Annotated in this window: 25 protein-coding genes; 13 read left to right on the forward strand and 12 right to left on the reverse strand. The window is 61.0% G+C overall.

All coding sequences use genetic code 11. The annotated features are described in order from the left end of the window. Positions 1-6 precede the first annotated feature (6 nt). Positions 7-1,938, reverse strand: coding sequence for a propionyl-CoA synthetase (locus tag ACSQ8R_RS19535; protein WP_436254895.1), 1,932 nt, complete (start codon positions 1,936-1,938; stop codon positions 7-9). Between the two features lie 105 nt (positions 1,939-2,043). Next, a complete protein-coding gene (locus ACSQ8R_RS19540; protein ID WP_436254896.1) occupies positions 2,044-2,703 on the reverse strand; it encodes a YggS family pyridoxal phosphate-dependent enzyme in 660 nt (219 codons plus the stop codon). 177 nt (positions 2,704-2,880) lie between these two features. Here ACSQ8R_RS19540 and leuS point away from each other — a divergent pair, with 177 nt between their 5' ends. Genes leuS through holA form a run of 3 tightly spaced genes read left to right on the forward strand, consistent with a single transcriptional unit; the run spans position 2,881 to position 7,089 of the window. Then, a complete protein-coding gene (leuS, locus tag ACSQ8R_RS19545; protein ID WP_436254897.1) occupies positions 2,881-5,511 on the forward strand; it encodes a leucine--tRNA ligase in 2,631 nt (876 codons plus the stop codon). After that, positions 5,501-6,070, forward strand: coding sequence for a hypothetical protein (locus tag ACSQ8R_RS19550; protein WP_436254898.1), 570 nt, complete (start codon positions 5,501-5,503; stop codon positions 6,068-6,070). Before leuS ends, ACSQ8R_RS19550 begins: the two co-directional genes overlap by 11 nt. Continuing rightward, positions 6,058-7,089 (forward strand): DNA polymerase III subunit delta, encoded by a 1,032-nt coding sequence (gene holA, locus ACSQ8R_RS19555; RefSeq protein ID WP_436254899.1) that lies wholly within the window; start codon positions 6,058-6,060, stop codon positions 7,087-7,089. Before ACSQ8R_RS19550 ends, holA begins: the two co-directional genes overlap by 13 nt. Before the next feature lie 10 nt (positions 7,090-7,099). Here the strand turns inward: holA and ACSQ8R_RS19560 are convergent, their stop codons facing one another. The 8 genes from ACSQ8R_RS19560 to hemE form a co-directional block, all read right to left on the reverse strand. Next, a complete protein-coding gene (locus tag ACSQ8R_RS19560) occupies positions 7,100-7,981 on the reverse strand; it encodes a ParB/RepB/Spo0J family partition protein (RefSeq protein WP_436254900.1) in 882 nt (293 codons plus the stop codon). A gap of 27 nt (positions 7,982-8,008) precedes the next feature. Next, on the reverse strand, positions 8,009-8,800 hold the full coding sequence (locus ACSQ8R_RS19565) for a ParA family protein (RefSeq protein ID WP_436254901.1): 792 nt from the start codon (positions 8,798-8,800) through the stop codon (positions 8,009-8,011). 15 nt (positions 8,801-8,815) lie between these two features. Beyond that, positions 8,816-9,433, reverse strand: a complete 618-nt coding sequence (gene rsmG / locus ACSQ8R_RS19570; protein ID WP_436254902.1) for a 16S rRNA (guanine(527)-N(7))-methyltransferase RsmG — start codon at positions 9,431-9,433, stop codon at positions 8,816-8,818. After that, a complete protein-coding gene (gene mnmG, locus ACSQ8R_RS19575; protein ID WP_436254903.1) occupies positions 9,433-11,313 on the reverse strand; it encodes a tRNA uridine-5-carboxymethylaminomethyl(34) synthesis enzyme MnmG in 1,881 nt (626 codons plus the stop codon). Before mnmG ends, rsmG begins: the two co-directional genes overlap by 1 nt. 45 nt (positions 11,314-11,358) lie before the next feature. After that, positions 11,359-12,663, reverse strand: coding sequence for a tRNA uridine-5-carboxymethylaminomethyl(34) synthesis GTPase MnmE (gene mnmE / locus ACSQ8R_RS19580; protein ID WP_436254904.1), 1,305 nt, complete (start codon positions 12,661-12,663; stop codon positions 11,359-11,361). A gap of 85 nt (positions 12,664-12,748) precedes the next feature. After that, complete coding sequence (rho, locus tag ACSQ8R_RS19585) at positions 12,749-14,014, reverse strand: transcription termination factor Rho (protein WP_105404823.1); 1,266 nt, start codon at positions 14,012-14,014, stop codon at positions 12,749-12,751. Between the two features lie 192 nt (positions 14,015-14,206). Further along, a complete protein-coding gene (gene hemJ / locus ACSQ8R_RS19590) occupies positions 14,207-14,752 on the reverse strand; it encodes a protoporphyrinogen oxidase HemJ (RefSeq protein WP_436254905.1) in 546 nt (181 codons plus the stop codon). Beyond that, entirely contained in the window at positions 14,749-15,783 is a 1,035-nt protein-coding gene (hemE, locus tag ACSQ8R_RS19595; RefSeq protein ID WP_436254906.1) for a uroporphyrinogen decarboxylase, read from the reverse strand. The genes hemJ and hemE overlap by 4 nt, the downstream gene beginning before the upstream one ends. A gap of 404 nt (positions 15,784-16,187) precedes the next feature. Here hemE and ACSQ8R_RS19600 point away from each other — a divergent pair, with 404 nt between their 5' ends. From ACSQ8R_RS19600 to dnaQ, 5 genes are read left to right on the forward strand one after another with little or no spacing between them, the layout of a single operon-like run. Beyond that, positions 16,188-17,009 carry a pyruvate, water dikinase regulatory protein gene (locus ACSQ8R_RS19600; protein ID WP_436254907.1) on the forward strand — a complete coding sequence of 274 codons (822 nt, stop codon included), beginning with the start codon at positions 16,188-16,190 and terminating at the stop codon, positions 17,007-17,009. A gap of 32 nt (positions 17,010-17,041) precedes the next feature. Next, the gene (locus tag ACSQ8R_RS19605; RefSeq protein ID WP_436254908.1) at positions 17,042-17,635 is read left to right on the forward strand and encodes a Maf-like protein; all 594 of its coding nucleotides are present in this window, start codon (positions 17,042-17,044) and stop codon (positions 17,633-17,635) included. Then, positions 17,628-18,485 (forward strand): shikimate dehydrogenase, encoded by an 858-nt coding sequence (locus ACSQ8R_RS19610; RefSeq protein WP_436254909.1) that lies wholly within the window; start codon positions 17,628-17,630, stop codon positions 18,483-18,485. The genes ACSQ8R_RS19605 and ACSQ8R_RS19610 overlap by 8 nt, the downstream gene beginning before the upstream one ends. Beyond that, positions 18,486-19,097 (forward strand): dephospho-CoA kinase, encoded by a 612-nt coding sequence (coaE, locus tag ACSQ8R_RS19615; RefSeq protein WP_436254910.1) that lies wholly within the window; start codon positions 18,486-18,488, stop codon positions 19,095-19,097. Then, the gene (gene dnaQ, locus ACSQ8R_RS19620; protein WP_436254911.1) at positions 19,090-19,794 is read left to right on the forward strand and encodes a DNA polymerase III subunit epsilon; all 705 of its coding nucleotides are present in this window, start codon (positions 19,090-19,092) and stop codon (positions 19,792-19,794) included. The genes coaE and dnaQ overlap by 8 nt, the downstream gene beginning before the upstream one ends. 52 nt (positions 19,795-19,846) lie before the next feature. Here the strand turns inward: dnaQ and secB are convergent, their stop codons facing one another. Together secB and ACSQ8R_RS19630 are read right to left on the reverse strand one after the other, a co-directional pair. Further along, a complete protein-coding gene (gene secB, locus ACSQ8R_RS19625; protein ID WP_038591599.1) occupies positions 19,847-20,323 on the reverse strand; it encodes a protein-export chaperone SecB in 477 nt (158 codons plus the stop codon). 85 nt (positions 20,324-20,408) lie between these two features. Then, positions 20,409-20,924, reverse strand: coding sequence for an FxsA family protein (locus ACSQ8R_RS19630; RefSeq protein WP_436254912.1), 516 nt, complete (start codon positions 20,922-20,924; stop codon positions 20,409-20,411). A 126-nt stretch (positions 20,925-21,050) separates the two neighbouring features. Here ACSQ8R_RS19630 and ACSQ8R_RS19635 point away from each other — a divergent pair, with 126 nt between their 5' ends. The 5 genes from ACSQ8R_RS19635 (at position 21,051) to gyrB (ending at position 26,379) form a co-directional block, all read left to right on the forward strand. Next, the gene (locus ACSQ8R_RS19635) at positions 21,051-21,749 is read left to right on the forward strand and encodes a Tim44/TimA family putative adaptor protein (protein ID WP_436255524.1); all 699 of its coding nucleotides are present in this window, start codon (positions 21,051-21,053) and stop codon (positions 21,747-21,749) included. Next, the gene (gene mltA / locus ACSQ8R_RS19640; RefSeq protein WP_436254913.1) at positions 21,746-22,864 is read left to right on the forward strand and encodes a murein transglycosylase A; all 1,119 of its coding nucleotides are present in this window, start codon (positions 21,746-21,748) and stop codon (positions 22,862-22,864) included. The genes ACSQ8R_RS19635 and mltA overlap by 4 nt, the downstream gene beginning before the upstream one ends. Beyond that, positions 22,861-23,442 carry a Smr/MutS family protein gene (locus ACSQ8R_RS19645; protein ID WP_210013513.1) on the forward strand — a complete coding sequence of 194 codons (582 nt, stop codon included), beginning with the start codon at positions 22,861-22,863 and terminating at the stop codon, positions 23,440-23,442. The genes mltA and ACSQ8R_RS19645 overlap by 4 nt, the downstream gene beginning before the upstream one ends. Next, on the forward strand, positions 23,439-23,804 hold the full coding sequence (locus ACSQ8R_RS19650) for a helix-turn-helix domain-containing protein (RefSeq protein WP_436254914.1): 366 nt from the start codon (positions 23,439-23,441) through the stop codon (positions 23,802-23,804). The genes ACSQ8R_RS19645 and ACSQ8R_RS19650 overlap by 4 nt, the downstream gene beginning before the upstream one ends. Before the next feature lie 139 nt (positions 23,805-23,943). Then, positions 23,944-26,379 (forward strand): DNA topoisomerase (ATP-hydrolyzing) subunit B, encoded by a 2,436-nt coding sequence (gene gyrB / locus ACSQ8R_RS19655; RefSeq protein ID WP_436254915.1) that lies wholly within the window; start codon positions 23,944-23,946, stop codon positions 26,377-26,379. Positions 26,380-26,605 lie beyond the last annotated feature (226 nt).

Below are 26,605 nucleotides of genomic sequence, written 5' to 3' on the forward strand. Positions count from 1 at the left end.
TTTCGTTCAGGCGCTTTGTCTGAGGCCGCTCCCCTCGCGGGCGTAACCGTTCGCCTTCAGGATCGCGGTGATCTCGTCCAGCACCGTCGCATCCTCGATTGTCGCCGGCATTTTCCACGGCATGTCGTCGGCGATCTTCTGCATCGTACCGCGCAAAATCTTGCCCGATCGGGTCTTGGGCAGTTTGTGTACCACCATCACCGTCTTGAACGCCGCGACCGGCCCGATCTCGTTGCGCACCAGTTCGGCGACTTCCCTTGCGATCTCAGCGGTTTCCCGTGAAACATGGTTCTTCAGGACCAGGAAACCGCAGGGGATCTGCCCCTTGGTCTTGTCGTGCACACCGATCACCGCGCATTCGGCAACATCGGGATGTTTGGCGCAGACCTCTTCCATCGCCCCGGTCGAGAGCCGATGGCCGGCGCAGTTGATGATGTCGTCGGTGCGCGCCATCACGAAGATATAACCGTCCTCGTCCATCATCCCGGCATCCGCGGTCTTGTAGTAGCCCGGAAACTCGTCGAGGCAGGCCTCCCGGAACCGCTGGTCGGCATTCCAGAAACTGACCAGGCAGGCAGGCGGCAATGGCAGCTTGATGACGATATTGCCCAGCGTGCCGCGCGGCACCGGATGTCCGGCATCGTCCAGCACGTCGAGCGCGTAACCGGGCATCGGCCGCGTCGGCGAGCCGTGCTTGACCGGCATCAGCCCCAGCCCGACCGTGTTGGCGGCGACCGGCCAGCCGGTCTCCGTCTGCCACCAGTGATCGATCACCGGGATCTTCAGCTTCTGTTCGGCCCATTTAAGGGTCTCCGAATCAGCCCGCTCACCGGCGAGGAAAAGCGCCCGCATGCCGGTCAGGTCGTATTTCTCCACCAGTTCGCCGTCGGGATCGTCACGGCGGATGGCGCGAAAGGCCGTCGGCGCAGTGAACAGCACCTTCACGTCATGATCGCTGACGACGCGCCAGAACGTGCCGGCATCGGGCGTGCCGACCGGTTTGCCTTCGAAGATCACGCTGGTATTGCCGGTCAGCAGCGGCGCATAGACGATATACGAATGCCCGACGACCCAGCCGATATCGGACGCCGTCCAGAACACCTCCCCCGGCTTCATGCCAAAAATGTTCTCCATGCTCCAGGAGAGCGCCACCATGTGCCCGCCATTGTCGCGCACGACGCCCTTCGGCTGGCCCGTCGTCCCGGAGGTGTAGAGGATGTAGAGCGGATCGGTCGCCTTGACCGGCACGCATGGCACATCCCTGCCCCGCGCCTTCTCGACGACTTCCCCGAAATCCAGTTCCCCCCGCTCCGGCCGCAACTCCGCCTGGAGCTGCTCGCGCTGCAGGATGAGGCAATGTTTCGGCTTCACCCGCGCAAGCTCGATCGCCTGGTCGATCAGCGGCTTGTAGGCGACAACCCGGCCCGGTTCGAGGCCACAGCTCGCGCCGACGACCAGTTTCGCTTCCGAATCGTTCAGCCGCGCCGCCAGTTCCTGCGCCGCAAACCCGCCGAACACGACAGAATGCACCGCGCCGAGCCGCGCGCAGGCCAGCATGGAGAAAATCGCTTCCGGCACCATCGGCATGTAGATGACGACGCGGTCCCCCTTTTCGATGCCGAGATCCCGCATCGCCGCGGCAATCGCCTTCACCTCGTCGAGAACCTCGGCATAGGTGAAAGTCTTCTGTTTTCCCGTCATGGCGCTGTCGTGGATGAAGGCGCGCAGCCCGCCACGACCGGCCGCCACATGCCGGTCGAGGCAGTTATAGCAGGTATTGGTCTCGCCGCCGGTGAACCAGCGGCCGTAGACGCCCTGATCCTCATCGAAGACCTTCTCTGGCTCAATGAACCAGTCGATGGCGGTCGCGGCGGCTTTCCAGAACCCTTCCGGATCCTTCTGCCAACCTTCATACACGTCGAAATAGCGGCTTTGCATCTGCACCTCCCGTCACATGAGCACAGCCCGGAATGGCAATCTAGGGTGCTCGGGAGGCGCCGGGAAGCCCGACGAAAGCGCTAGGCACTTGGCAAAAGACTATTTTCATCGCGCCCCGAAAATGGCCGAACCGACGCGAACGCTGGTCGCGCCGAATTCGACAGCCGTCTCGAAATCGCCGGACATGCCCATGGAGAGCTTCTCGACGCCGCATTCCCTGGCGAGTTCGGCGAGCAGCGCGAAATGCGGCCCCGGATTTTCCTCGGCCGGCGGAATGCACATCAGCCCCTCGATCGAAAGCCCGAGCCCCTTGCGGCAAAGCTCCACGAAAGCGACGGTCTCCTTCGGCTCGATGCCCGCCTTCTGCGGCTCCAGTCCGGTGTTGACCTGTACATAAAGCTTTGGCGCCTTGCCTTGTCTCTTGATCTCGTCGGCCAGCGCCCGGGCGATCTTTTCCCGGTCCACCGTCTCGATCACGTCGAACAGCGCCACGGCATCGGCAGCCTTGTTGGATTGCAGCGGCCCGATCAGATGCAGTTCGATATCCGGCGTCTCGGCCTTCAGTTCCGGCCATTTTCCCTGGCTTTCCTGCACGCGGTTTTCACCGAAGACCCGCTGCCCGGCGGCGATCACCGGACGGATGTCTTCCCCATCAAACGTCTTCGACACCGCCACGAGCGTCACCGACCCCGCCGGCCGCTTCGACAGGCGCTCCGCCATCCCGATCCGGGCCTTCACTTCCCGCAGCCGTTCTTCAACGCTCATGCCACATGCCTTCCGCTTTTCTTGCAAGCTCAGCGCTTAGCCCTCATATAAGGCTCTGCCAAGGGTGTTTCGCCCAAACTTGGCCTTTCCCAACCCCGTAAAACTTGACGCTTGCGGGGTTTCATGGTGAAGGTCTCGCCCGACTCTCAGATCTTATTTTCCCGGAATATCATTGAAATGGCGACTGAACGTTATAACCCGCGCGATGCCGAGCCCCGTTGGCAGCAGACGTGGAACGATGCCAAGGTTTTCGAAACCGACAACAGCGATCCGCGCGAAAAATACTACGTTCTGGAAATGTTTCCCTATCCGTCGGGCCGCATCCACATGGGCCATGTGCGCAACTACGCCATGGGCGACGTGGTGGCCCGCTACAAGCGCGCCCGCGGCTTCAACGTCCTGCACCCGATGGGCTGGGACGCATTCGGCATGCCGGCTGAAAACGCCGCCCGCGACAACAAGGTGCATCCGAAGACCTGGACCTACCAGAACATCGAATCCATGAAGGCGCAGCTGAAGGCCATGGGCCTGTCGCTCGACTGGTCACGCGAGTTCGCCACCTGCGACGTCGAATATTACCAGCAGCAGCAGCACCTCTTCCTCGACATGATGGAAAAGGGCCTGGTCTACCGCAAGCAGTCCAAGGTCAACTGGGATCCGGTCGACCAGACGGTTCTCGCCAACGAACAGGTCATCGACGGCCGCGGCTGGCGCTCGGGTGCCTTGGTGGAGCAACGCGACCTGGTGCAGTGGTTCTTCAAGATCACTGATTTCAGCCAGGATCTGCTGGACTCGCTCGACACTCTCGATCAATGGCCGGAAAAGGTCCGGCTGATGCAGAAGAACTGGATCGGCCGCTCCGAGGGCCTGACGGTCCGCTGGGAAATCGTCGGCTCGACGGCACCCGCCGGCGAGAGCGAAGTCGTGGTCTACACGACCCGCCCCGACACGCTGTTCGGCGCTTCCTTCCTGGCCATCGCCGCCGACCATCCGCTGGCCAAGGCGGCCGCGGCGCAGAATCCGGCTATCGAAGCTTTCGCCGAAGAATGCCGCCATCATGGAACCTCGCTCGCGGCACTGGAAACGGCCGAGAAGAAGGGCATCGACACGGGTATCCGCGTCAGGCACCCGCTCGATCCCTCCTGGGAGCTGCCGGTCTATGTCGCGAACTTCGTGTTGATGGATTACGGTACGGGCGCGATCTTCGGCTGCCCGTCCGGCGACCAGCGCGACCTGGATTTCGCCCGGAAATACGGCCTGTCCGTCGTTCCGGTGGTCATGCCGAAGGACGGCGATGCCGCGACCTTTACGGTCGGCGATACGGCTTACGTCGATGACGGCGTAATGATCAATTCGCGCTTCCTCGACGGCAAGACGACAGACGAAGCCTTCGCGATCGTCGCGGACCGCCTGTCGGAAACCCTGGTCGGCAACATGCCGCAGGGCGAGCGCAAGGTGAACTTTCGCCTGCGCGACTGGGGCATTTCCCGTCAGCGCTACTGGGGCTGCCCGATCCCGGTCATCCATTGCGATGACTGCGGCGTCGTGCCGGTGCCGAAGGCAGACCTGCCGGTCAAACTGCCGGATGACGTCACCTTCGACCTGCCGGGCAACCCGCTCGACCGCCATCCGACCTGGCGCCACGTCGCCTGCCCGCAATGCGGCAAGCAGGCACGCCGTGAGACGGACACGATGGATACGTTCGTCGATTCGAGCTGGTATTTCACCCGCTTCACGGCGCCTTGGGAAAAGGATCCGACCGATCCGGCCGTCGCCAACCGCTGGCTGCCGGTCGACCAGTATATCGGCGGCATCGAGCACGCGATCCTGCACCTGCTCTATTCACGCTTCTTCACCCGCGCCATGCGCGAAACCGGCCATGTCGATGCCAAGGAGCCCTTCAAGGGCCTCTTCACCCAGGGCATGGTCGTGCATGAAACCTATCGCCGCGGCTCCGGCCCGAACGGCGAATGGGTGGCTCCGGCCGATATCAGGATCGAGGAAGTTGATGGCAAACGCCGCGCCACGATGCTGAAGGGCGGCGAGGAAGTGACGATCGGCTCGATCGAAAAGATGTCGAAGTCGAAGAAGAATGTCGTCGATCCGGACGATATCATCGCCTCCTACGGCGCCGATACGGCGCGTTTCTTCGTGTTGTCGGACTCTCCGCCGGACCGCGACGTCATCTGGTCCGAAGCCGGCGTCGAAGGCGCGCATCGTTTCACCCAACGCCTGTGGCGGCTGATTTCCGAAGCCTCCGAAAACCTGCGCGGTGTAGATCCTGCGCCGGCTAAGGATGGTGAGGCTCTGGCGATCTCCCAGCTCGCTCACAAGACACTGAAGGCGGTCCAGGGTGATTACGACAAGCTCTCGTTCAACAAGGCCGTGGCGCGCATCTATGAGCTGGTGAACGCACTTGCAGCACCGCTTGGCCGGGTCGCGGCCGGCGAGGGCGATGCCGCCTATCGCGCCGCCGTCCGCAATGCCTCGGAGATCCTGATTCAGCTCGTCGCCCCCATGACGCCGCATCTGGCCGAGGAATGCTGGGCTGTCCTCGGCAACAAGGACCTGCTCTCCCTGACTGCATGGCCCCAGTACGACGACGCCCTGGTCGTCGAGAACGAAGTCACACTGCCGGTCCAAATCAACGGCAAGAAGCGCGGCGAATTGACAATCGCGCGCGACGCGGATCAAAGTGCGGTCGAAGCTGCGGTTCTGGCGCTGGATGCGGTCAAGGCGGCACTTGAAGGCCGGACGCCGAAGAAAGTCATCGTCGTCCCACAGAGGATCGTAAACATTGTCGTTTGACCGCTCTCTTCGTCGTTTCGGGTTCGTATCCAGCCTGGTAATGCTGACAGTGCTTGCCGGCTGCCAGGCCCGCCCGCTTTATTCGGAGGCTTCCGGCACGGGCGAGCGCCTGGCAGCCGTTGGCTTCGAGCAACCACATAGTCGCCTCGATCAGGTTGTTCGCAATCATCTGGTCTTCCTGACTTCCGGCGGTGCTGGCGAGTCGGCCCGTCCTGCTTACAACGTGCAACTGGCCACCAAGAGTACCTCCTCGAGCATCATAGACGACGAGGATGACGAGGACGACGACAACGTTTCCCCAACCGGCGTACCGGTCCCCGGCCGCGTCCAGGTGGAAGGTATCTACACGATTACCCGCATCAGCGACGGGCAGGTCCTGAAGTCCGGCAAACGTCAGGTCGTTTCGCTCGTCGACTTCTCCGGTCAGGGCTATGCAGGCCTCCGCGCCGTTCGCGATGCCGAAAACCGCGCCGCAAGAGAGCTTGCCGAGTTCATCCGCGCCGAGATCGCGATTGCGCTCTCGCGCGAACCTCAGCCGCAGACGGTATGGCAGAAGTAAAGTCCCACGAATTCGACCGGTTTGCCGAGAAGAGTGCGGAGCTCTACAAGATTTTCGTGATCTACGGTCCGGATCGTGGCCTCGTTTCCGAACGCGCGGCAGTGATCGCGAGCAAGACGGGCATTTCGCAGGACGATCCGTTTGCAATGCTCAAGCTCGACGTTTCGGACCTGCAAGGCGATCCGGGACGACTTCTCGATGAAGTGAATTCAATGGGCCTTTTTGGCGGCTCGAAACTCGTCTGGCTAAGGGGCGCCGCCAATGAAAAGCCGCTTCTCGACGCAATGCAGATTTTGGCCGACGCTCCGGCTCCAGCCAATGTCCTGATCGTCGAGGCCGGCGACCTGAAAAAAGGAAGCGGGCTGCGCAAGATCGCAGAAGCCTCCAGATCCATCGCCACCATTCCCTGCTACGCCGACGATATCAAGGCTTTGAACAGCCTCATCGATTCCGAACTGGGGGGTGAACGCCTGAGGATCAGCCCTGGCGCCCGCCAGAGGCTCCTGGAGTTGCTTGGGGGAGATCGCGTGGCCTCCCGGAACGAGATTCGCAAGCTCGCGCTCTACTGCCGGGGCACAGGCATGATCGAAGAGGCGCAGGTCGACGAAATCATCGGCGATGCCAGCGCAGTTTCAGCCGATGAGGCCATCGACGCGATCCTTGGCGGCGATTTGCCGGGCCTGCATCGTGCCATACAGAAGATCGTTTCCTCGAAGACGCCAGTTTTTCTCGTCCTGCAATCCTGCCTGAAACAGTTCCAGCTGCTGGATCTGATGAAGGCGGAGATGGAGGAAAAGAAGCTCCAGACCGCCCAGGTCATGATGACGCTCGGCAGGCATATTCACTTCAAGCGGAAGCCGATCATGGAAAAAGCGCTGCGAACCTGGAGTTCGCCAGCGCTGGCGCGTGAAACGGAGAGATTGCAGGCCGCAGTTCTGATGTCGAGGCAGAGGCAGAGCCTCGAACCGAATATCGCCTTCCACACGCTGATGGCGACGGCTATTCAGTCAAATCGCTGAATAGATTAGGTTATCGCCGTTCCAGAAGGCGGCAGATCTCCTCGAGCTGTTCAAGCGTCCGGTAACCGATCCTGATCTGCCCGCCACCGTTCTTGTGGTTGATCTTCACGTCCAGACCAAGGGAATCGGAGAGGGTGCGCTCCAGAGCAAGCGTGTCGGAATCTTTTTGTTCCGCTTTCGAAACGGTTGCCGGCTCCGATTGAGCCTTGATGTCGTTCTGAGCCAGCTTTTCGGCATCACGAACCGACATGCCCTTGGCGATAATCGTACGCGCCAGCGAAGCCGGGTCCGATGTCGTAATCAGGGCCCGGGCGTGACCCGCCGAAAGACTGCCTGCTGCCAACATATCCCGTACCGGCTCGGGCAGTTTCAGCAGACGGAGGCTATTGGCGACATGGCTCCGGCTTTTGCCGATGATCTCTCCGAGATCGTTTTGGGTGTACCCGTGTTCTGCAATCAGCTGATCGTAACCGAGCGCCTCTTCCAGAGGATTGAGATCCGAACGCTGGACGTTTTCAACGATGGCGATCTCGAGCGCCGTTCGATCATCCACGTCGCGAACGATGACCGGAATTTCAACCAGTCCGGCGAGTTGGGCCGCGCGCCAGCGCCGTTCACCGGCGATGATCTCAAACTGATCTGTGCCCCGCGGCCGAACGACGACGGGCTGAACGATACCATGCTGCCGAATGGAGCTTGCGAGATCCTGCAACTCCGCCTCATCAAAGCTTCGACGCGGGTTCTTTGGGTTGCGCGACACATGCTCGATCGGCACCATCCGATCCGGGTTGACGCTGCGGGCACCACTGTTGACAGGGGCCGGCTGGTCCATCTCACCGATAAGAGCTGCAAGACCGCGCCCAAGGCGCCGTTTCGAGAGGTCGTCGTTCATCTTCACTACTCACTTGTCTGCAAGGCTTCAGGCCGCCTTGCGCCTGCGTTCCCGCTGGATGACTTCAGAAGCCAGCTGCAGATAGGCCTGGCTCCCGGCACATTTCAGGTCATAAAGGATGGCCGGCTTACCATAGGAAGGCGCTTCCGATACGCGAACATTGCGCGGGATCAACGTATGGTAGACCTTCTCACCCAGATGAGTCCGGACATCGTTGACGACCTGTTGGGCGAGATTGTTTCGCGCATCGAACATCGTCAGCACAATACCTTGGATATCGAGCGAGGGATTGACGCTGCGGCGGACCTGATCAACGGTTTCCAGCAACTGGCTCAATCCTTCCAGAGCGAAAAACTCGCACTGCAAGGGCACCAGGATGGAATGGGCCGCCGCCATGGCATTCATTGTCAGCAGGTTGAACGAAGGGGGGCAATCCAACAGGATGTAGGAATAAGCCAGCGCATCGTCGCCATTCAATGCGCCGCGCAGCTTGAAGGCCCGATCCGGAGCCTGCGAAATTTCCATCTCGAAACCAAGCAGGTCCATGGTGGACGGAACGATATGGAGGTTGGGCACAGCCGTCTCCAGCGCGGTTTCCTCGATGGAATTATACCCCATCAGCAGGTCATAGGAGGAAATCTTGCGGTCACGGCGATCTATGCCGAGCCCGGTACTGGCATTGCCCTGCGGATCGAGATCAACGATCAGGACACGCTCGCCGATGGCAGCAAGCGCAGTTGCCAAATTGATCGCCGTCGTCGTCTTGCCGACGCCGCCTTTTTGGTTGGCAATGGTGATAACCCGATTTCTGTCAAACATGCGGCACCTGAAAATCTAGGGTTCTTTGTGCCTTAAATTGCTTATCTCGAGGATAACTGAATCCGGCTCGACGGCACTCCGATGTTTTATCAGATCGAATAGCCAACGACCACGGGCTTTCTCGACTTCGGCCGCGTAATCCCTGCCTTTGTGAAAAAAAGCTCTTGTTTCTTTGCCGATCATCCAGGCCGATGTGTAGGAAAGAAGCGGGTCAAGCTCGGCAAGAGCTCTGGCGGAAATCCGGTCGCACTCCGGCAGAGCCGTGGAGGCCGATTCGATTCGGAGGGGATGGACGGATCCCCGCGCGCCCGTCTCACTGAGCGCCACTCGAAGAAATGCTGCCTTCTTTTGGTTGCTCTCGACCAGATGAACCCATCCATCCTGGGCTTCCGCCAGGAAGATCGCCGTTATGACACCGGGGAAGCCGCCTCCGGAACCGAGATCAAGCCATTTACACGGCAACGGAGAGAGCTGGAAAATCTGGGCGCTGTCCGCAATATGGCGTTGCCACAACTCGTCCAGGGTGGATGGGGCCACCAGATTGATGGCTTTGGCCCACTTCTGGAACAGCGCAGAGAAATGCTCAAGCTTTTCCTGCGTTTCACGTGAAACACTCTTGCCGTTCAGAAGCATTAAATGACTCGCTTGAGGCGATTGGGCGCGGCATCTTCTTTGCGAAGCAGGGCCAGGATGAGGGCGAGGGCAGCCGGCGTCATTCCATCTACCTTACTCGCCTGGGCGAGATTCACCGGATTCGCCGCCGTCAGCTTCAGCTTAAGCTCATTGGAAAGTCCAGGAAGCTTCGAAAAATCAAAGCCTTGCGGAATAATACGGGCTTCGTCGCGGTGAGTGGCATGAATATCTGCAGCCTGTCGGTTCATGTAAACCGAGTAGGACGCCTCAATCTCCAGAGCCTCTCCAACCTTGGGCGACAACTGTGCCAATTCAGGCCATATCGCGGTGAGGCCCTTCAACGATTGGTCAGGATAAGCCAGCAGCTCATAGGCAGTCCTGCGCTGCCCGTCCTTGTTCAGCTTCAGTCCGTAACCATGGGCTTCGTTGGGAGTGAGGTTGCGGGATCGGAGCAATTCCCGGCCCGCGTCCAGCGCCTGCGTATAGGCCCGCAACTTCTTGGTCCGCTCCGGCCCGACACAGCCCAGTTCGATGGCCTTCTCCGTCAGTCGAACGTCCGCGTTGTCAGCTCTGAGAGACAACCGGTATTCGGCACGCGAAGTAAACATCCGATAGGGCTCAATCACCCCGCGTGAGGTGAGATCATCGATCATGACGCCGATATAGGAATCGGCGCGGCTGAAATGATAGGCCTCAGCGCCTGAAGCCTTGCGCGCAGCGTTCAATCCCGCAACCAGACCCTGCGCTGCCGCTTCCTCATAACCCGTTGTGCCGTTGATCTGTCCGGCGAGGAAGAGGCCCGGGATCTTCTTGACCTCCAGGGCCGCCGTCAATTCGCGGGGATCCACATGATCATATTCGATCGCGTAACCGGGCTGCATGATCGACACCGCCTCCAAGCCCGGAATTGTTCGAATGAACGCTTCCTGGACGTCGGCGGGGAGGGATGTGGAAATCCCATTCGGATAGACGGCCGGGTCGTCCAACCCTTCCGGCTCCAGAAAGATCTGGTGTCCGTCCCGTTCGCCGAAACGAACGATCTTGTCCTCGATCGACGGGCAATAGCGCGGGCCCACACCCTCTATCTGACCTGAATACATCGCCGAACGGTGAATATTGTCCGAGATGATCCTATGCGTCGCACCCGTAGTACGCGTGACACCACAGGCAATCTGGCGGGTGGTGATCCTGTCGGTCATGAAGGAAAAAGGCACCGGGTCGTCGTCGGCCTCCTGCAAGCCGACACGGCTCCAGTCGATCGTATTGCCGTCGAGCCGCGCCGGCGTGCCGGTCTTCAACCGACCGAGCCGCAGGTCAAATCGCGCCAGGGCTTGGGACAATCCCAGCGACGGGGCTTCGCCAACGCGGCCCGCGGGGATTTTCTGGTCGCCGATGTGAATCAGGCCGCGGAGGAAAGTGCCGGTCGTTAATACAATTGTTCCGCATCCGAATCGACGCCCGTCCTTCAGTTCAACCGAACTCACCCTGCCGCCCTCGACCCCGATATCGAAGGCATCCCCCTCGATCACGGTGAGATGAGGATGGTCGAGAATCTCACGCTGCATCGCCAGGCGATAGAGCTTGCGATCGGCCTGGGTCCGCGGCCCCCGCACCGCGGGTCCCTTCTTGCGGTTGAGAAGCCGGAACTGGATGCCCGAGGCATCCGCCACCCGTCCCATCAATCCGTCGAAGGCATCGACTTCGCGGACGAGGTGACCCTTTCCAAGGCCGCCGATCGCAGGATTACAGGACATCACGCCGATAGTCTGCCGGCTATGGGTTATCAGCGCGGTGCTCGCTCCCATGCGCGCGGCCGCGCTTGCTGCCTCGCAACCGGCATGACCGCCACCGATGATGATTACGTCGAATGTCGTTTCCATTTGCCTACCCTATGAAACAGCGTAGTCCGCCCTGTTTCACGTGAATCACTTGCCGATGCAGAACTGCGAAAAAATCACGTCAAGGAGCTGTTCCACATCGACCCGCCCGGTGATGCGGCCCAGCGACGACGCTGCGGCCCGGAGGCTCTCGGCCCGAAGATCAAGATCCCGGCCGTTTAGCGCTTCTTCGATAAAATTGGAAGCCTCTTTCAAGTATTGAAGGTGTCGCTGTCGGTTGGGAACCAGCGATCCGGACCAGGTTTCCCGAAGTTTTCCAAGAATGAGAGATCGAAGTTCATCCAACCCCTCTCCCGTCTCGCTGGAAATGTTCAGATCATACGCTGCCGAAGGCCGGCGTATATCCACCTTTGTCCCGACCCGCAGGACCTCTCCCGCCACCCCGGGAAGCATCTGTTTCGAGTCCGAATCGATATCTTCGAGCTGCAGGACAAGATCGGCCTGTTCGATGGCTATCCGCGCCCTTCGCACGCCTTCCTGCTCAACGCGATCCTCGCTGTCGCGCAACCCCGCGGTATCAAAGAAACGCACCAGATAGCCTTCCATATCGATATCGACGTGCAGAAGGTCCCTGGTGGTACCGGCGATCTCGGTGACGATCGCAACATCGCGCCTGGCCAGCGCATTGAGCAGACTGGACTTTCCGGCATTGGGCGCTCCGGCGATGACCACCTTGTATCCGTCGCGGATGATCTCACCGGCTTTTGCCGAAGCGATATGCTCGGCAATCTCGAGATAGAGATCGGCCATCTCCGCCCAGACCCTGTCTGAAACCGAGCCGGGAACATCATCCTCATCGGCGAAGTCGAGTTCCGCTTCGATCAACGCGCGTGAGCGCGTCAATCTCTCGGCCCATGCCTTATAGAGGGCGGACTGTCCGCCAAAACCCTGCTCGACTGCCATCCGGCGCTGCATCTCGGTTTCGGCGGCGATCAGATCCGCCAGCCCCTCGACCTCAACCAGGTCCAGCTTGCCGTTTTCGAATGCCCGGCGGGAAAACTCGCCCGCCTCAGCCAGGCGCAGCCCTATAGCTTCCAGTTCCCGGTAGACGGCGGAAACCACCGCGCGACTGCCATGCAGGTGCATCTCGACGCAGTCTTCGCCGGTAAAGGAGTTCGGGCCTGGAAAGGCAAGGACAAGGGCCTGGTCGATCACCAGACCGTTGCGGCTCCGAATCGTTCGAAGCGCTGCCTTCCTGCCGATCGGCAGTTCACCCGCCAAAACCACGGCGGCGTCAAACGCCCGTGAGCCGCTTACACGGATCACCGCGACACCCGCGGGCAGGGCGCCGCTGGAATGGGCATAGATCGTATCGTTGTCGGCCTGGATCATGGAATCAATCTATCAGAGACGGCTCCAAACTGAAAAGCGCCCGGCAGAACCGAGCGCTCGTCGCTTTCATGAATCCGGCTAAGGATCAGGTATTCATCGAGTCGAAGAAATCGCCGTTGGTCTTCGTCTGTTTCAGCTTGTCGATCAGGAACTCGATCGCATCCGTGGTGCCCATCGGGGCGAGAATGCGACGAAGCACGAAGATCTTCTGGAGATCCTGGCGCGGCACCAGCAGGTCTTCCTTACGGGTGCCGGACTTGAGGATGTCCATCGACGGGAAGATGCGCTTGTCGGCGACCTTGCGGTCGAGAACGATTTCCGAGTTGCCGGTGCCCTTGAACTCTTCGAAGATGACTTCGTCCATGCGGCTTCCCGTGTCGATCAGCGCAGTCGCGATGATCGTCAGCGAACCGCCTTCCTCGATGTTGCGCGCGGCACCGAAGAAGCGCTTCGGGCGCTGCAGGGCGTTGGCGTCCACGCCGCCCGTCAGCACCTTGCCGGAGGAGGGAACGACGGTATTGTAGGCGCGGCCGAGGCGGGTGATCGAATCGAGCAGGATGACGACGTCACGGCCGTGTTCGACGAGGCGCTTGGCCTTTTCGATGACCATCTCGGCAACCTGCACGTGGCGCACGGCCGGTTCGTCGAAGGTCGACGAGACGACCTCGCCCTTGACCGAGCGCTGCATGTCCGTGACTTCCTCCGGCCGTTCGTCGATCAGAAGAACGATCAGGTAACATTCCGGGTGATTGGCGGTGATCGAGTGGGCGATGTTCTGCAGGAGAACGGTCTTACCGGTCCGCGGCGGCGCGACGATCAGGCCGCGCTGGCCCTTGCCGAGCGGCGCCACCAGGTCGATGACGCGGGCGGACAGATCCTTGGAGGTCGGAACTTCGAGTTCCATCTTGAACCGCTCGTTCGGATAAAGCGGCGTCAGGTTGTCGAAATGGACCTTGTGACGGATCTTTTCCGGATCGTCGAAATTGATCGTATTGACCTTGAGGAGGGCGAAATACCGCTCGCCTTCCTTCGGTCCGCGGATCGGACCTTCCACCGTGTCGCCGGTCTTCAGCGAGAAGCGGCGGATCTGGGAGGGAGAGATATAGATATCATCGGGGCCGGGCAGATAGTTTGCGTTCGCGGAACGCAGGAAACCAAACCCGTCCTGCAAGACCTCGACCACGCCTTCGCCGATGATTTCGACGTCCTGGCTCGCCAGAACCTTGAGGATCGCGAACATCAGCTCCTGCTTGCGCATCGTGCTGGCGTTCTCGACCTCCAGTGATTCGGCGAAGGTCAGCAAATCGGTAGGGGATTTGCTTTTGAGTTCTTGAAGCTTCATTTCAGCCATGAAGGGGGGACCATATTGAGAATTTCGGGGGAATGTAGGCGTGTCGGTGAAATTCGCTACCACGGAAGATGAACCGCGAGGACGGGAAATTACACGCATGCCACGAGATGAGATGGCGAGGAAAATAGCGATTCACGTGGAACGCCGCAAGGGGCAAGACGGAAATCTTGCCAAGAAACAGCAAGCCGGGGTTCAGAAGGGTTTCACGATCACCAGAATGACGATCCCGATCATCAGAACGGTCGGGAGTTCATTCATCAGACGCCAGTAACGCGGCGCTTTCCGCGGACCATCGACCGCAAAGCTGCGCACCGCGCGACCAAACAGCACATGCACCATTGTGAGCAGCACCACAAGCCCGATTTTCGCATGCAGCCAGCCGCCGCGAAACTCATGGAGGTCCCAGGCGAGGTAAAGACCGAGCACCCAGGTGATCATCATCGCCGGGTTCATGATGATCTTCAGCAGCCGCTGCTCCATCATCTTGAAGGTTTCCGACTGCGCCGAACCTGGCTCGGCATCGCTGTGATAGATGAACAGCCGCGGCATGTAGAGCAGGCCGGCCATCCAGGAGATCACGGCGATGACGTGGAAAGCCTTGATGTAGAGAATGAAATTATCGGGCTGGGCAAGACGGACCGCAACCAGGATGGCGACGAAGACGGCAAGAGCGATGAACGCCCGCAATGCCGAACGCCGCCCTGCCGCCTTGCCCGCCTGCAGTTCCTCCCCGCTCACGCGTTGGCTCCCCGCACGCGTTCGATCAGCTGGCGCACGTGATCCGGATTGGCTTCGGGCGTGATGCCATGGCCGAGATTGAAAATCAGCGGGCCATTCCCGAGCCTGTCGAGAATGGCGTCGATACCGTCCTCAAGCGACCTGCCGCCGGCAACCACCCGCATCGGATCGAGGTTGCCCTGGACCGGGCCATCCTTCTGCAGCTCGGCGGCAAACGAAAGCGGTACCGACCAGTCGAGGCCGATCGCGTCCGCCCTGGTCTGCTGGCGGTAGGACTTGAGGTTCAGCCCGGCGCCCTTGGCAAACGCAATGATCTTCGCCTGCGGCCGCTGGCGGCGAACGATCTCGATCATCCGCGCGACCGGCTTTACCGCATAGGCTTCGAATTCCTTCTCCCCGAGAACACCTGCCCAGGAATCGAAGATCTGGACGGCATCCGCGCCGGCATCGATCTGGGCGATCAGATATTCGGCGGAGATCTCCGCAAGCAGCGAAAGAAGTTTCTCGAAGGCTTCCGGGTGGCGATAGGCAAACAGCCGGGCAGGGGCCTGGTCGGGCGTCCCATGGCCGGCGATCATGTAGGTGGCAACCGTCCACGGCGCGCCGCAGAAACCGAGCAGCGTGGTTTCCTCAGGCAGTTCCCGCCTCAGCCGGCGAACCGTTTCCATGACAGGAGCGAGATGGGCAATCACCCCTTCGCTCCTCAGCACCTGGATACCGGCGACATCGATCGGGTCCATCTGCGGACCTTCGCCCTGCACGAACCGCACGTTCCGATGAAGAGCATCCGGGATGACCAGGATATCGGAAAACAGGATCGCTGCGTCGAAACCGTAGCGCCGGATCGGCTGCAAGGTCACCTCGACAGCCAGGTCCGGCGTGTAACAGAGATCGAGAAAGCTGCCTGCCGCAGCCCGTGTCTCCCGGTATTCGGGCAGATAACGCCCTGCCTGTCTCATCAGCCAGACAGGCGGCGGACTGAGGGTCTTGCCTCCCAGCACCTCGACGATCTTCCGGTATGCGCCGGTCAATGGGTTCTCCCTAAAAACAAAGAAATGAATCTTAAAAGGTTTTCTATTTCTTAGAGTCGGTGAGTAGCAAGGATTAAAGTCAAAACACAGCCGACGCGACGATCCGCCGCTTTGATGCCGCTCGAAGGACAGAAAACAGCATGTCGCGCGCGTTTGCTGGGACAACGAGAATTTCAGCTGTTATTTCAGAGGCATGGCGCTGGAACACAATCGGCGCTATCTGTGGATAAGCTGGGGAGTAAAAACAGGCGCGGGGAGCTTGTCCCCGCAACACACAAGACCGCCCGATCCGCATCCGCAGGATATGCGAATGTGGAAAACTGGGCGGTTTTCCCGAGGCCGGGTCCGGGCCCGGGAGAGCCTGATGGTCTCTCCCGAGTTATCAACAAAGGGTTAAGTTTAGCGTGGAGAACAGAAAAAACTTCTTCCATCTGCACCTCATATCTGACTCAACCGGAGAGACTCTCATTTCCGCCGGCCGGGCTGCATCGGCGCAGTTCCAGTCTTCGCTGGCGGTGGAGCATGTCTATCCGCTGATCCGTAACCGCAAGCAGCTGCTCGCGGTGCTCGAGGCGCTCGACCGCGAACCCGGTATCGTCCTCTATACCATTGTCGATCAGGAGCTCGCGGAACTCATCGATCAGCGCTGCCGGGAAATGGGTCTTCCCTGCGTCAATGTCCTCGAGCCGGTGATGGTGACGTTCCAGGCCTATCTCGGTGCGCCCTCCCGCCGTCGGGTCGGCGCCCAGCACGCGCTCAATGCGGATTATTTCAAGCGTATCGAAGCGCTCAATTTCACCATGGACCACGACGACGGCCAGATGCCGGAAGATTACGACGAGGCGGATGTCGTGCTGATCGGCATCAGCCGCACCTCGAAAACCCCGACCAGCATCTATCTCGCCAACCGCGGCATCAAGACGGCCAACATCCCGATCGTGCCGGGGGTCGATCTGCCGGACAGTCTCTATCGCGCTACCCGCCCATTGATCGTCGGCCTCGTCGCGACTACCGACCGGATCAGCCAGGTGCGTGAACACCGTGAACTCGGCGTCACTCAGGGTTTCGACCGGCGCCATTATACGGACCGCGCCACCATTAACGAGGAGCTGAAATATGCCCGCGCGCTCTGCGCCCGCCAGAACTGGCCCGTCATCGACGTAACCCGCCGGTCGATAGAGGAGACGGCGGCGGCAATCGTTGCACTGCGTCCGAAGCTGCGTTAAGCGAAACCGCTTGCCGCTTTTGGGAGAATTGCGTGACGGTGCCCCTCGTACTTGCCTCCTCCAGCCCGTTCCGCCGGATGCTGATGGAAAATGCCGGCCTCGCTTTTGAAAGCCGGGCGGCTGAAATCGATGAGCGGAAGATCGAGGCCGGACTGGAAGGTGCAAGCCCGGACCAGGTGGCGCTGACGCTCGCCAGGGCAAAGGCCCTCGACGTGAGCGGACACTTCCCGAGCGCCGTGGTGATCGGTTCGGACCAGACCATGTCGCTCGGGAGCCGGGTTTATCACAAGCCGAAGACCCTTGCCGAAGCCAGGGAGAACCTGCTTTCCCTCTCGGACAGGACCCATCGCCTGAACAGCGCGATCGCGTTCGCGCGTGACGGTGAAATCGTCTGGGAGCACGTCGCCCATGCGGATCTGACCGTCAGGCGTCTGACCGAAACCTTCGTCGATCGTTATCTGTCCCGGGTCGGTGAAAAGGTTTATGGCAGCGTCGGGGCCTATCAGCTGGAAGGCGAGGGTATTCAGTTGTTTTCGAAAATCGAGGGCGACTACTTCACCATTCTCGGCCTGCCCATGCTGCCGCTCCTCGAAAAGCTTCGCGAACTGGAAGCGATCGATGGCTGATTCACGTGAAACATTTTTGGTTAACGCTTTCGTAACCGGCTGGCCGGTGAAGCATTCCCGCTCCCCGCTGATCCACGGCTATTGGCTGAAGCAGCTGGAAATTGCCGGGACCTACAGGCCCGAGGCCGTGACCGAAGCGGACTTCCCGGCCTTCATCCAGTCGCTGAAAGACGGAAGCTCCGGTTTTCGCGGCGGCAATGTCACCATCCCTCACAAGGAGATCGCCTTCAAGCTGGCCGACCGGCCGGACGATCTGGCAAACGAACTCGGAGCGTCGAACACGCTCTGGATGGAAGACGGTCTGCTGCACGCCACCAATACGGACGGCTACGGCTTCACCGCCAATCTCGACGACCGGCATCCCGGCTGGGACAGGAATGGCCGCGCTGTGATTTTGGGCGCCGGCGGCGCAAGTCGCGCCGTCATCCAGTCGATACGGGATCGCGGCGTCGGCGAGATCCACGTCGTCAATCGGACAGTTTCACGCGCCGAGGAACTTGCCCATCGGTTCGGCCCGAAAGTTCACGCCCATCCTGTCGAAGCGCTGGACGAGGTGATGTCCGGCGCCGGGCTTTTTGTGAACACCACATCGCTCGGCATGGACGGCAGCGAGGCGCTGAGGATCGATTTCTCGTCGTTGGCCTCCGGTGCGATCGTAACCGATATCGTCTATGTACCTTTGAAAACGCCGCTGCTCGTCCAGGCTGAGGAACAGGGTTTCGTGACCGTGGACGGGCTCGGCATGCTGCTGCACCAGGCTGTGCCCGGCTTCGAAAAATGGTTCGGCCGCCGTCCGGTCGTCGATAACACTCTTCGGGACCTGGTCATCTCTGACATGGAAAGACACTAGATGATCGTCATCGGCCTCACCGGCTCCGTCGGAATGGGAAAATCCACCACCGCCAAGATGTTCGCGGATGAAGGCGTCCCGGTGAACGATGCCGATGCCGTTGTCCACGATCTCTATCGCACCGAGGCGGTGGGACCCGTTGGTGAGGCCTTTCCCGGCACCGTCAGGAATGGCGCAGTCGATCGCCAGGAACTGTCCCGCCAGCTTTCGGCGTCGCCTGAAAAATTCCCGGCCCTTGAAGCGATCGTCCATCCGCTGGTCCGCCGGCAGGAAGTCGATTTCCTGGCCCGCCACAAAGAGGCAGGCACTGATCTCGTGCTCCTCGACATCCCGCTTCTCTTTGAAGTGAAGGGCGAGGATCGCGTCGACGTCATCGTCGTCGTTACCTGCGATCCACAGATACAGCGCGACAGGGTGCTTGCGCGGCCGGGCATGACAGGGGAAAAATTGGCGATGATTCTCTCCCGCCAGATGCCCGATCAGGAAAAACGCAAAAGAGCCGATTTCCTCGTCGATACGGGCCTCGGACTGGACGCGGCGAGGGGACAGGTGCGCGAGATCATCGCCTCTCTGAAGGCCGGCAAGACGAGCGGGAAAAACCCACATGCGTGAGATCATCTTCGATACGGAAACCACCGGCCTCGAATCGAAATCCGACCGGGTGATCGAAATCGGCGGCATCGAGCTGATCAACAATTTTCCGACCGGCAGAACGCTGCACCTCTACATCAATCCGGGCGACCGCAAGGTCCATCCGGATGCGCTGGCCGTGCATGGCATTACCGACGAGTTCCTGAAGGACAAGCCGAGCTTCGGCGAGGTCGCGCAACAGATCATCGAATTTTTCGATGGCGCCAAGTGGATCGCCCATAACGCGACCTTCGACATGGGCTTCATGAATGCGGAATTCGGCCGTCTCGGCCTGCCGCCCGTGATGTCCGACCAGGTTATCGACACCCTGGCCATGGCCCGCCGCAAACATCCGATGGGTCCGAATTCTCTCGATGCGCTCTGCCGCCGCTACGGCATCGACAACGCCCACCGCACCAAGCACGGCGCGCTTCTCGACTCCGAACTCCTGGCTGAGGTCTATATCGAGATGACCGGCGGCCGGCAGACCGCGCTCGGTCTGATGGGCAATGAACGGTCGGCGACGGTAGCCGAGGTCGATGAAGTTGTGGCGGCGGTGACCGGTCGTCCCCGGCCCCTTACCCCCCGGCTGACCGAAGCCGAACTTGAAGCCCACGCGGCCATGGTCGCGTCGCTGAAGGACAAGGCGGTCTGGCTGAAATACAGGCCGGCCGAATAAAAAAGCCCGGGTCGCGAAACCCGGGCTCTTCGTCGAATCGGTAAATTCGATCTCAGCTGTCGAGCGCCTGAACCTTGGAACGGGCCTGTTCCTCTGCCATGCGCTGGGTGAACATCTGCGCGAAATCGATCGGATCGATCATCAGCGGCGGGAAACCGCCGTTGCGCGTCACGTCCGCGATGATCTGGCGGGCGAACGGGAACAACAGGCGCGGGCATTCGATGAAGAGCAGCGGCAGCATGTGCTCCTGCGGGAAACCGGTGATGCGGAAAACGCCGCCATAGACCAGTTCGGCCGCAAAGACGATCTTGTCGCCTTCCTTGGCTTCGGCGTTCAGCGTCAGGATAACATCGAAATCGGCGTCCGAAAGCGGATTGGCGTTGACGTTGACATTGATGTTGATCGCCGGCGCCTTGTCGCGTGCCTGCAGCGAACGCGGAGCGCCCGGGTTCTCGAAGGAGAGATCCTTGGTATACTGCGCCAGGATGTTGAGGGACGGCGTTTCGGCCTGGTTGTTATCGTCTGCCATTGGGATTTCCTCGAGGCTTTGGAGCGTTGAGGCCCTCTAACATTTCGTCTGGGGGCTTACAACCCTGGCCAACCCGCTTGACCCCTCAAGGTTCCTTGCCTTTAGGGCCGGCCCAGGGCGACGAGGGATCCGGATCGCGATGGTAGTCCTGCTCGTCGAGATCGACCACCGGCCCGGTTTTCCTGCCCTCAGGCGAAGGCCTTGGGCTTTCGTAGCGATAGGTTTCGCTGCGGGGCGAACTGACGACGACGATGCGACGGCCGATCACCGACCAGATCAGGGCGCGCACGAACGGAATAAACAGCGCCAGCCCGATGATATCGGTGAGGAAACCCGGCAGCAGCAGCAGGATGCCGGCGACGACGATCATCGCGCCGTCGATCAGGGCGCGGCCGGGCGCGCGGCCATCGCGGCTTTCCGCAGAAATCTGCCTCAGCATCTGGGTGCCCTGATTGCGCAGCAAAACGGCTCCGAGGACCGCGGTACCGACTACCAGTCCGAGCGTCGCCCAGAGGCCGACTGCTTTGCCGACCAGCACGAAGCCCGCGATTTCGGCGAGCGGCCAGCCGATCAGAAAGAGCGGCACGAGAAAGAAGCGCATGATATTCCCTGTGTCGTGATATCCAGTAGCGCGTAAAGCGCTAACGTCTTCGCCATTTGAATGATAGGCGTTTGCAGACTATATGAGAAACTGCACCGAACATTTAAACGCCAAATGCGGGTTAAGATGGGCTCCAACGACTTTATAACACTCTTTTTCCTTGTCGCAGCGGTTCTGATCTTCCTGCAACTGCGCAGTGTGCTCGGACGCCGGACGGGAAGCGAGAAGCCGCCGTTCGATCCCTACAGCCCTCGCGACGTCGCGAAGAACCCGGGCGGCGACGACGGCAAGGTCGTGACCCTGCCGCGTCGGGACGCCACGGACGATGAGCAGCGCTATGCGGATGTCGATGCTGTCGCCAAGCCCGATACGCCGCTCAATGCCGCGCTGCGCGAAGTGGTCAAGTCGGATCCTTCCTTCCGTCCCCGCGAATTCCTGAACGGTGCCCGCATGGCCTACGAGATGATCGTCATGGCCTTCGCGGACGGCGACCGGAAAACCCTGAAGGGCCTACTCTCCAAGGAGGTCTTCGAAGGTTTCGATGCGGCAATCACCGACCGCGAGTCCCGCGGCGAAGTGGTGAAATCGACATTCGTCGGCATCGACAAGGCCGATATCACCCACGCGACAGTCAAGGATGCCGAGGAGCAGATCACGGTTCGCATCGTCAGCCAGCTGATTTCGGCCACCTATGACAAGGCTGGCGCGCTGATCGACGGCGACCAGGAGACCGTTGCGGAGGTCACCGATATCTGGACCTTTGCCCGTGACATCCGTTCCCGCGATCCGAACTGGAGATTGGTCGCCACCGAATCCGAACAATGACCCTGGGCTCTGCGGATTATACCCTCCGGCCGCTATCCTTCTCCGATCTTGCGGGGTGGGGCGATGATGATCCGACCGCGCTGTTTGCCGGCATGCGCGCGTCGCTGGAGCATATCCGCAAGGTCAAGCCATACCGTACCGGCTCCCTCGGCCTGACGGCGGAGGAACTCGCCACCTTCATCGAAGCCGCCCGGGATGTCCCGGGCGATCCCGTTTCTGCCCGGGCCTTTTTCGAAACCCACTGCACGCCCTTCCTGATCGCCCGCAACGACGGCCGGCGGGGTTTCGTCACCGCGTTCTACGAGCCGGAGATCGAGGTTTCGGAAACGCGGGACGAGATCTGGGCACATCCCCTTTATTGTCGCCCCGACGATCTCGTCGATCTCGATGACAACAACCGGCCGGCCGGATTGGACTCCGGCTACATGTTCGGCCGGCGGACGCAGGAAGGGATCGTATCCTATCCGGACCGCGGCGAGATCGACCGCGGTTTTCTCGAAGGCCGCGGTCTGGAGATCGCCTATGCGAAATCCAAGGTCGATGTCTTCTTCATCCATGTCCAGGGCGCCGCAAGGCTGAGATACCCTGACGGAACTGTCCGGCGGATCACCTATGCGGCCAAGGCCGGGCATCCGTTCTCGCCGGTCGGCAAGCTGCTGATCGACCGCGGCGAGATCGACCCCGCGAAGATCTCGATGCAGAGCATCCGCGCTTGGCTGGCGGGGAATCCGGCTAAGATTGATGAGGTCCTCTGGCACAATCGCTCCTACATCTTCTTTCGGGAAGCGGACGTTTCCGATCCGTCGCTCGGTCCGGTCGCCGCCGCCAAGGTGCCGCTGATCCCCGGCCGCTCGCTGGCGGTCGATCGCCAGATCCACACGTTCGGTTTTCCCTTTTTCATCCGCTCCGAGACGCTGACCCATATGGATGGCGGCAAACCCTTCGCGCGGCTGATGCTGGCGCTCGATACCGGCTCGGCGATCGTCGGCCCGGCACGCGGCGACATTTTTACCGGTTCCGGTTTCGAAGCCGGCGAGCTTGCCGGGACGGTGCGCAACGACGCGGATTTTTATATCCTCATCCCCAAGCCAGCCTCTGTCAGGTACGGCGGATGAAGGGCGGGCGCAAACTCGATCCGGAAGAGCGGATATTGTGGGGCAGGGTCGCCAAGTCCGCCCGGGCCTTGCCCGGCCGGATGAAGGAAATCCTGCAATTCGAGGAAGCCGAGGCCGCGAAGATCGCTGCCGAAGAGGCAGCCGTTGAGGCCGCAAAGCCGAAACCCGCGCCGCGGCAGGAGAGCTATGCGGTCGAACTTCCGGCGCCCGCTCCACCCAGGCGTCCCGTCGGTTCTCATCAGCCGCTCGAAAAACCGGTCAAGAAGAAACTCGCCAAGGGACGCCTGCCGATCGACGCCCGGCTCGATCTGCATGGGCTTTTCCAGGGCGAGGCGCATGACCTGCTTCTCGATTTTCTGCTGAGGGCGCATGAACGCGGTCTTCGCCACGTCCTGGTGATCACCGGCAAGGGCAGCTCGATGGGCAGCGAAGGCGCGTTGCGCCGTGCCGTGCCGCTGTGGTTTTCGAAAGCCGAATTCCGTTTTCTGATCTCCTCCTATGAATGGGCGGCGCGCCATCACGGCGGGGAGGGCGCCATGTATGTGAGGCTTTCGCGCGGCCGCGGAGACCGGGAATGACCCCCTTCGGTCATGCGCTGAGAGAGCTGCGTCGCCGCAAGGGGATTACCCAGCGCGAGCTGGCTGCGGCGATCGGCGTTACCCCTGCCTATCTTTCGGCGCTGGAGCACGGCAAGCGTGGCCGCCCGACCTTCGAACTGCTGCAGCGGATCGCCGGTTATTTCAACGTCATCTGGGATGAGGCGGAGGAGCTTTTCCGGCTGGCCGAGGCGTCGCATCCGAAAGTCGTGCTCGATACGGCGGGCCTGCCGCCGTCCTACACGGTCTTTGCCAACCGCCTGGCGCAGCGGATTCGCTCTTTGCCGCCGGACGTGATAGAGGAAATGGACACCCTCCTCAAAAAAGCCGGGATGCGGGGCTGAATTCGGCACGCATCCACGGCTTTCGTGCCGTATTGGCGAGGCTCAACCTTTAGAAACCGCCCCGATTTCCCTATATTCCGAGGGTGGAATGGCCGGTGATTCGCTTAACCGGCATCTCAAACGAATTGGAAGATAATTGATGACCGATACACCCGTCAGCGAAAATGGCGCGAGTGCCGAATATGGTGCCGACTCGATCAAGGTTCTGAAGGGCCTCGATGCCGTTCGCAAGCGGCCCGGCATGTATATCGGCGATACGGACGACGGCTCCGGCCTGCATCACATGGTCTACGAAGTCGTGGACAACGCGATCGACGAGGCGCTGGCCGGCCATGCCGACCTGGTGACCGTCACGCTCAACCCGGACGGCTCCGTCACCGTGACGGATAACGGCCGCGGCATCCCGACCGACATCCACACCGGCGAAGGCGTATCGGCCGCCGAAGTGATCATGACCCAGCTCCACGCGGGCGGCAAGTTCGACCAGAATTCCTACAAGGTCTCGGGCGGCCTGCACGGCGTCGGCGTATCGGTCGTCAACGCGCTGTCCGTCTGGCTGAAGCTGCGCATCCGCCGCAACGGCAAGCTCCACGAGATTTCCTTTACCCACGGCGTGGCCGACGGCCCGCTCAAGGTCATCGGCGAATACGAAGGCCGCTCCGGAACCGAGGTTACCTTCCTCGCAAGCTCCGACACCTTCACGATGACCGAATATGACTACGGCACGCTCGAGCACCGTCTGCGCGAGCTGGCGTTTCTGAATTCGGGCGTCAGAATCCGGCTAACGGACAAGCGCAAGCCTGACGTCAAGGAAGAGGAAATGTTGTATGACGGAGGTCTGGAAGCCTTCGTCCGTTATCTCGATCGCTCCAAGAAGCCGCTGGTCGAAAAGCCCGTCGCCATCAAGGGCGAGAAGGACGGCATGACGGTCGAAGTGGCCATGTGGTGGAACGACAGCTACCACGAAAACATGCTCTGCTTCACCAACAACATCCCGCAGCGCGACGGCGGCACGCATATGGCCGGCTTCCGCGGCGCCCTGACCCGCCAGGTGACGTCCTATGCGGACAGTTCCGGCATCACCAAGAAGGAAAAGGTCACGCTGCAGGGTGAAGACTGCCGCGAAGGCCTGACCGCAGTGCTCTCCGTCAAGGTGCCCGACCCCAAGTTTTCGTCGCAGACCAAGGACAAGCTGGTTTCGTCGGAGGTTCGGCCGGTGGTCGAGAGCCTGATGAACGAAGCCCTGAGCACCTGGTTCGAGGAGCATCCGACTGAAGCAAAGATCCTCGTCGGCAAGGTCGTGGAAGCGGCCGTCGCCCGCGAGGCGGCCCGCAAGGCCCGCGAGCTGACCCGCCGCAAGGGCGTGCTCGACATCGCCTCGCTGCCCGGCAAGCTTGCCGACTGCTCCGAGCGCGACCCGGCCAAGTCCGAACTTTTCCTCGTCGAGGGCGACAGCGCCGGCGGGTCCGCCAAGCAGGGACGTTCGCGCGAGAACCAGGCCATTCTTCCGTTGCGTGGAAAAATCCTCAACGTGGAGCGCGCCCGTTTCGACAAGATGTTGTCCAGCCAGGAAATCGGCACGCTGATCACCGCGCTCGGCACGTCGATCGGCAAGGACGAGTTCAACGCCGACAAGCTGCGTTACCACAAGATCATCATCATGACGGACGCCGACGTCGATGGCGCCCATATCCGTACCCTGCTTCTGACCTTCTTCTTCCGCCAGATGCCGGAACTGATCGAGCGCGGCCATATCTATATCGCCCAGCCGCCGCTCTATAAGGTGAGCCGCGGCAAGTCGGTCCAGTACCTGAAGGATGAAAAGGCGTTGGAGGAATACCTGATCGGCATGGGTCTCGAAGAAGCGACCCTGACGCTCGGGTCCGGCGAAGTCCGCGCCGGCCAGGATCTTCGCGAACTTATCCAGGATGCGCTGCGCCTGCGCGCTTTGGTCGAAGGCCTCCATTCCCGCTACAGCCGCTCGATCATCGAACAGGCCGCGATTGCAGGTGCGCTCAACCCGGAACTGACCGACAACCGCGAGCGGGCCCAGCAGACCGCCGACGAAGTCGCGCGCCGTCTGGACATGATCGCCGAGGAGACCGAACGCGGCTGGTCCGGTCATGTGACGGACGAGGGCGGCCTGCGCTTCGAGCGCATGGTGCGCGGCGTCAAGGAAGTCGCGGCCGTCGATGTGGCGCTGATCGGTTCGGCCGATGCCCGCCATATCGACCAGATGACCACGCGCCTGCAGGAAATCTACCGCACCCCGCCGGTCCTCACCCGCAAGGATGGCCAGCAGGAAATGTCCGGCCCGCGCGCTCTGCTCGAATCGATCTTCGCGACCGGCCGCAAGGGTCTCTCCATGCAGCGCTACAAGGGCCTTGGCGAGATGAATGCCGAGCAGCTCTGGGAAACGACGCTCGATCCGAACGTCCGCTCGCTGCTGCAGGTCAGGGTCAACGATGCCACCGACGCCGACGGCCTCTTCTCGCGCCTGATGGGCGACGAAGTCGAACCGCGCCGCGAGTTCATCCAGGAGAACGCGCTGAGCGTCGCCAACCTCGACATTTGAGCCGAAAAGCGGCGCGCGGGGCAGTTTGCCCGCGTCTTGCGCCTCGTCATCCTCGGGCTTGACCCGAGGATCTGCGGCTTTCAATCCTTATCGAGGCTGTGCAGATCCTTGGGTTCAAGCCCAAGGATGACGCCGGACGAGATAGCAAGGCGGCTCCCGGGCCGCTTTTTATTTGTCCAGCTCAAAAATGTTTCACGTGAATCTTTCCTGTGGATATGGATTCACG

Origin of the sequence: Neorhizobium sp. LjRoot104 (assembly GCF_964253725.1) — a bacterium.
GTDB lineage: Bacteria > Pseudomonadota > Alphaproteobacteria > Rhizobiales > Rhizobiaceae > Neorhizobium.

Bases quoted from the DNA above. Each gene is read 5' to 3' on its own strand.
- ACSQ8R_RS19535 (WP_436254895.1), bottom strand. From the start codon at position 1,938: ATGCAAAGCCGCTATTTCGACGTGTATGAAGGTTGGCAGAAGGATCCG.
- ACSQ8R_RS19540 (WP_436254896.1), bottom strand. From the start codon at position 2,703: ATGAGCGTTGAAGAACGGCTGCGGGAAGTGAAGGCCCGGATCGGGATG.
- leuS (WP_436254897.1), top strand. From the start codon at position 2,881: ATGGCGACTGAACGTTATAACCCGCGCGATGCCGAGCCCCGTTGGCAG.
- holA (WP_436254899.1), top strand. From the start codon at position 6,058: ATGGCAGAAGTAAAGTCCCACGAATTCGACCGGTTTGCCGAGAAGAGT.
- ACSQ8R_RS19560 (WP_436254900.1), bottom strand. From the start codon at position 7,981: ATGAACGACGACCTCTCGAAACGGCGCCTTGGGCGCGGTCTTGCAGCT.
- ACSQ8R_RS19565 (WP_436254901.1), bottom strand. From the start codon at position 8,800: ATGTTTGACAGAAATCGGGTTATCACCATTGCCAACCAAAAAGGCGGC.
- rsmG (WP_436254902.1), bottom strand. From the start codon at position 9,433: ATGCTTCTGAACGGCAAGAGTGTTTCACGTGAAACGCAGGAAAAGCTT.
- mnmG (WP_436254903.1), bottom strand. From the start codon at position 11,313: ATGGAAACGACATTCGACGTAATCATCATCGGTGGCGGTCATGCCGGT.
- mnmE (WP_436254904.1), bottom strand. From the start codon at position 12,663: ATGATCCAGGCCGACAACGATACGATCTATGCCCATTCCAGCGGCGCC.
- rho (WP_105404823.1), bottom strand. From the start codon at position 14,014: ATGGCTGAAATGAAGCTTCAAGAACTCAAAAGCAAATCCCCTACCGAT.
- ACSQ8R_RS19610 (WP_436254909.1), top strand. From the start codon at position 17,628: ATGGCTGATTCACGTGAAACATTTTTGGTTAACGCTTTCGTAACCGGC.
- coaE (WP_436254910.1), top strand. From the start codon at position 18,486: ATGATCGTCATCGGCCTCACCGGCTCCGTCGGAATGGGAAAATCCACC.
- dnaQ (WP_436254911.1), top strand. From the start codon at position 19,090: ATGCGTGAGATCATCTTCGATACGGAAACCACCGGCCTCGAATCGAAA.
- secB (WP_038591599.1), bottom strand. From the start codon at position 20,323: ATGGCAGACGATAACAACCAGGCCGAAACGCCGTCCCTCAACATCCTG.
- ACSQ8R_RS19630 (WP_436254912.1), bottom strand. From the start codon at position 20,924: ATGCGCTTCTTTCTCGTGCCGCTCTTTCTGATCGGCTGGCCGCTCGCC.
- ACSQ8R_RS19635 (WP_436255524.1), top strand. From the start codon at position 21,051: ATGGGCTCCAACGACTTTATAACACTCTTTTTCCTTGTCGCAGCGGTT.
- mltA (WP_436254913.1), top strand. From the start codon at position 21,746: ATGACCCTGGGCTCTGCGGATTATACCCTCCGGCCGCTATCCTTCTCC.
- ACSQ8R_RS19645 (WP_210013513.1), top strand. From the start codon at position 22,861: ATGAAGGGCGGGCGCAAACTCGATCCGGAAGAGCGGATATTGTGGGGC.
- ACSQ8R_RS19650 (WP_436254914.1), top strand. From the start codon at position 23,439: ATGACCCCCTTCGGTCATGCGCTGAGAGAGCTGCGTCGCCGCAAGGGG.
- gyrB (WP_436254915.1), top strand. From the start codon at position 23,944: ATGACCGATACACCCGTCAGCGAAAATGGCGCGAGTGCCGAATATGGT.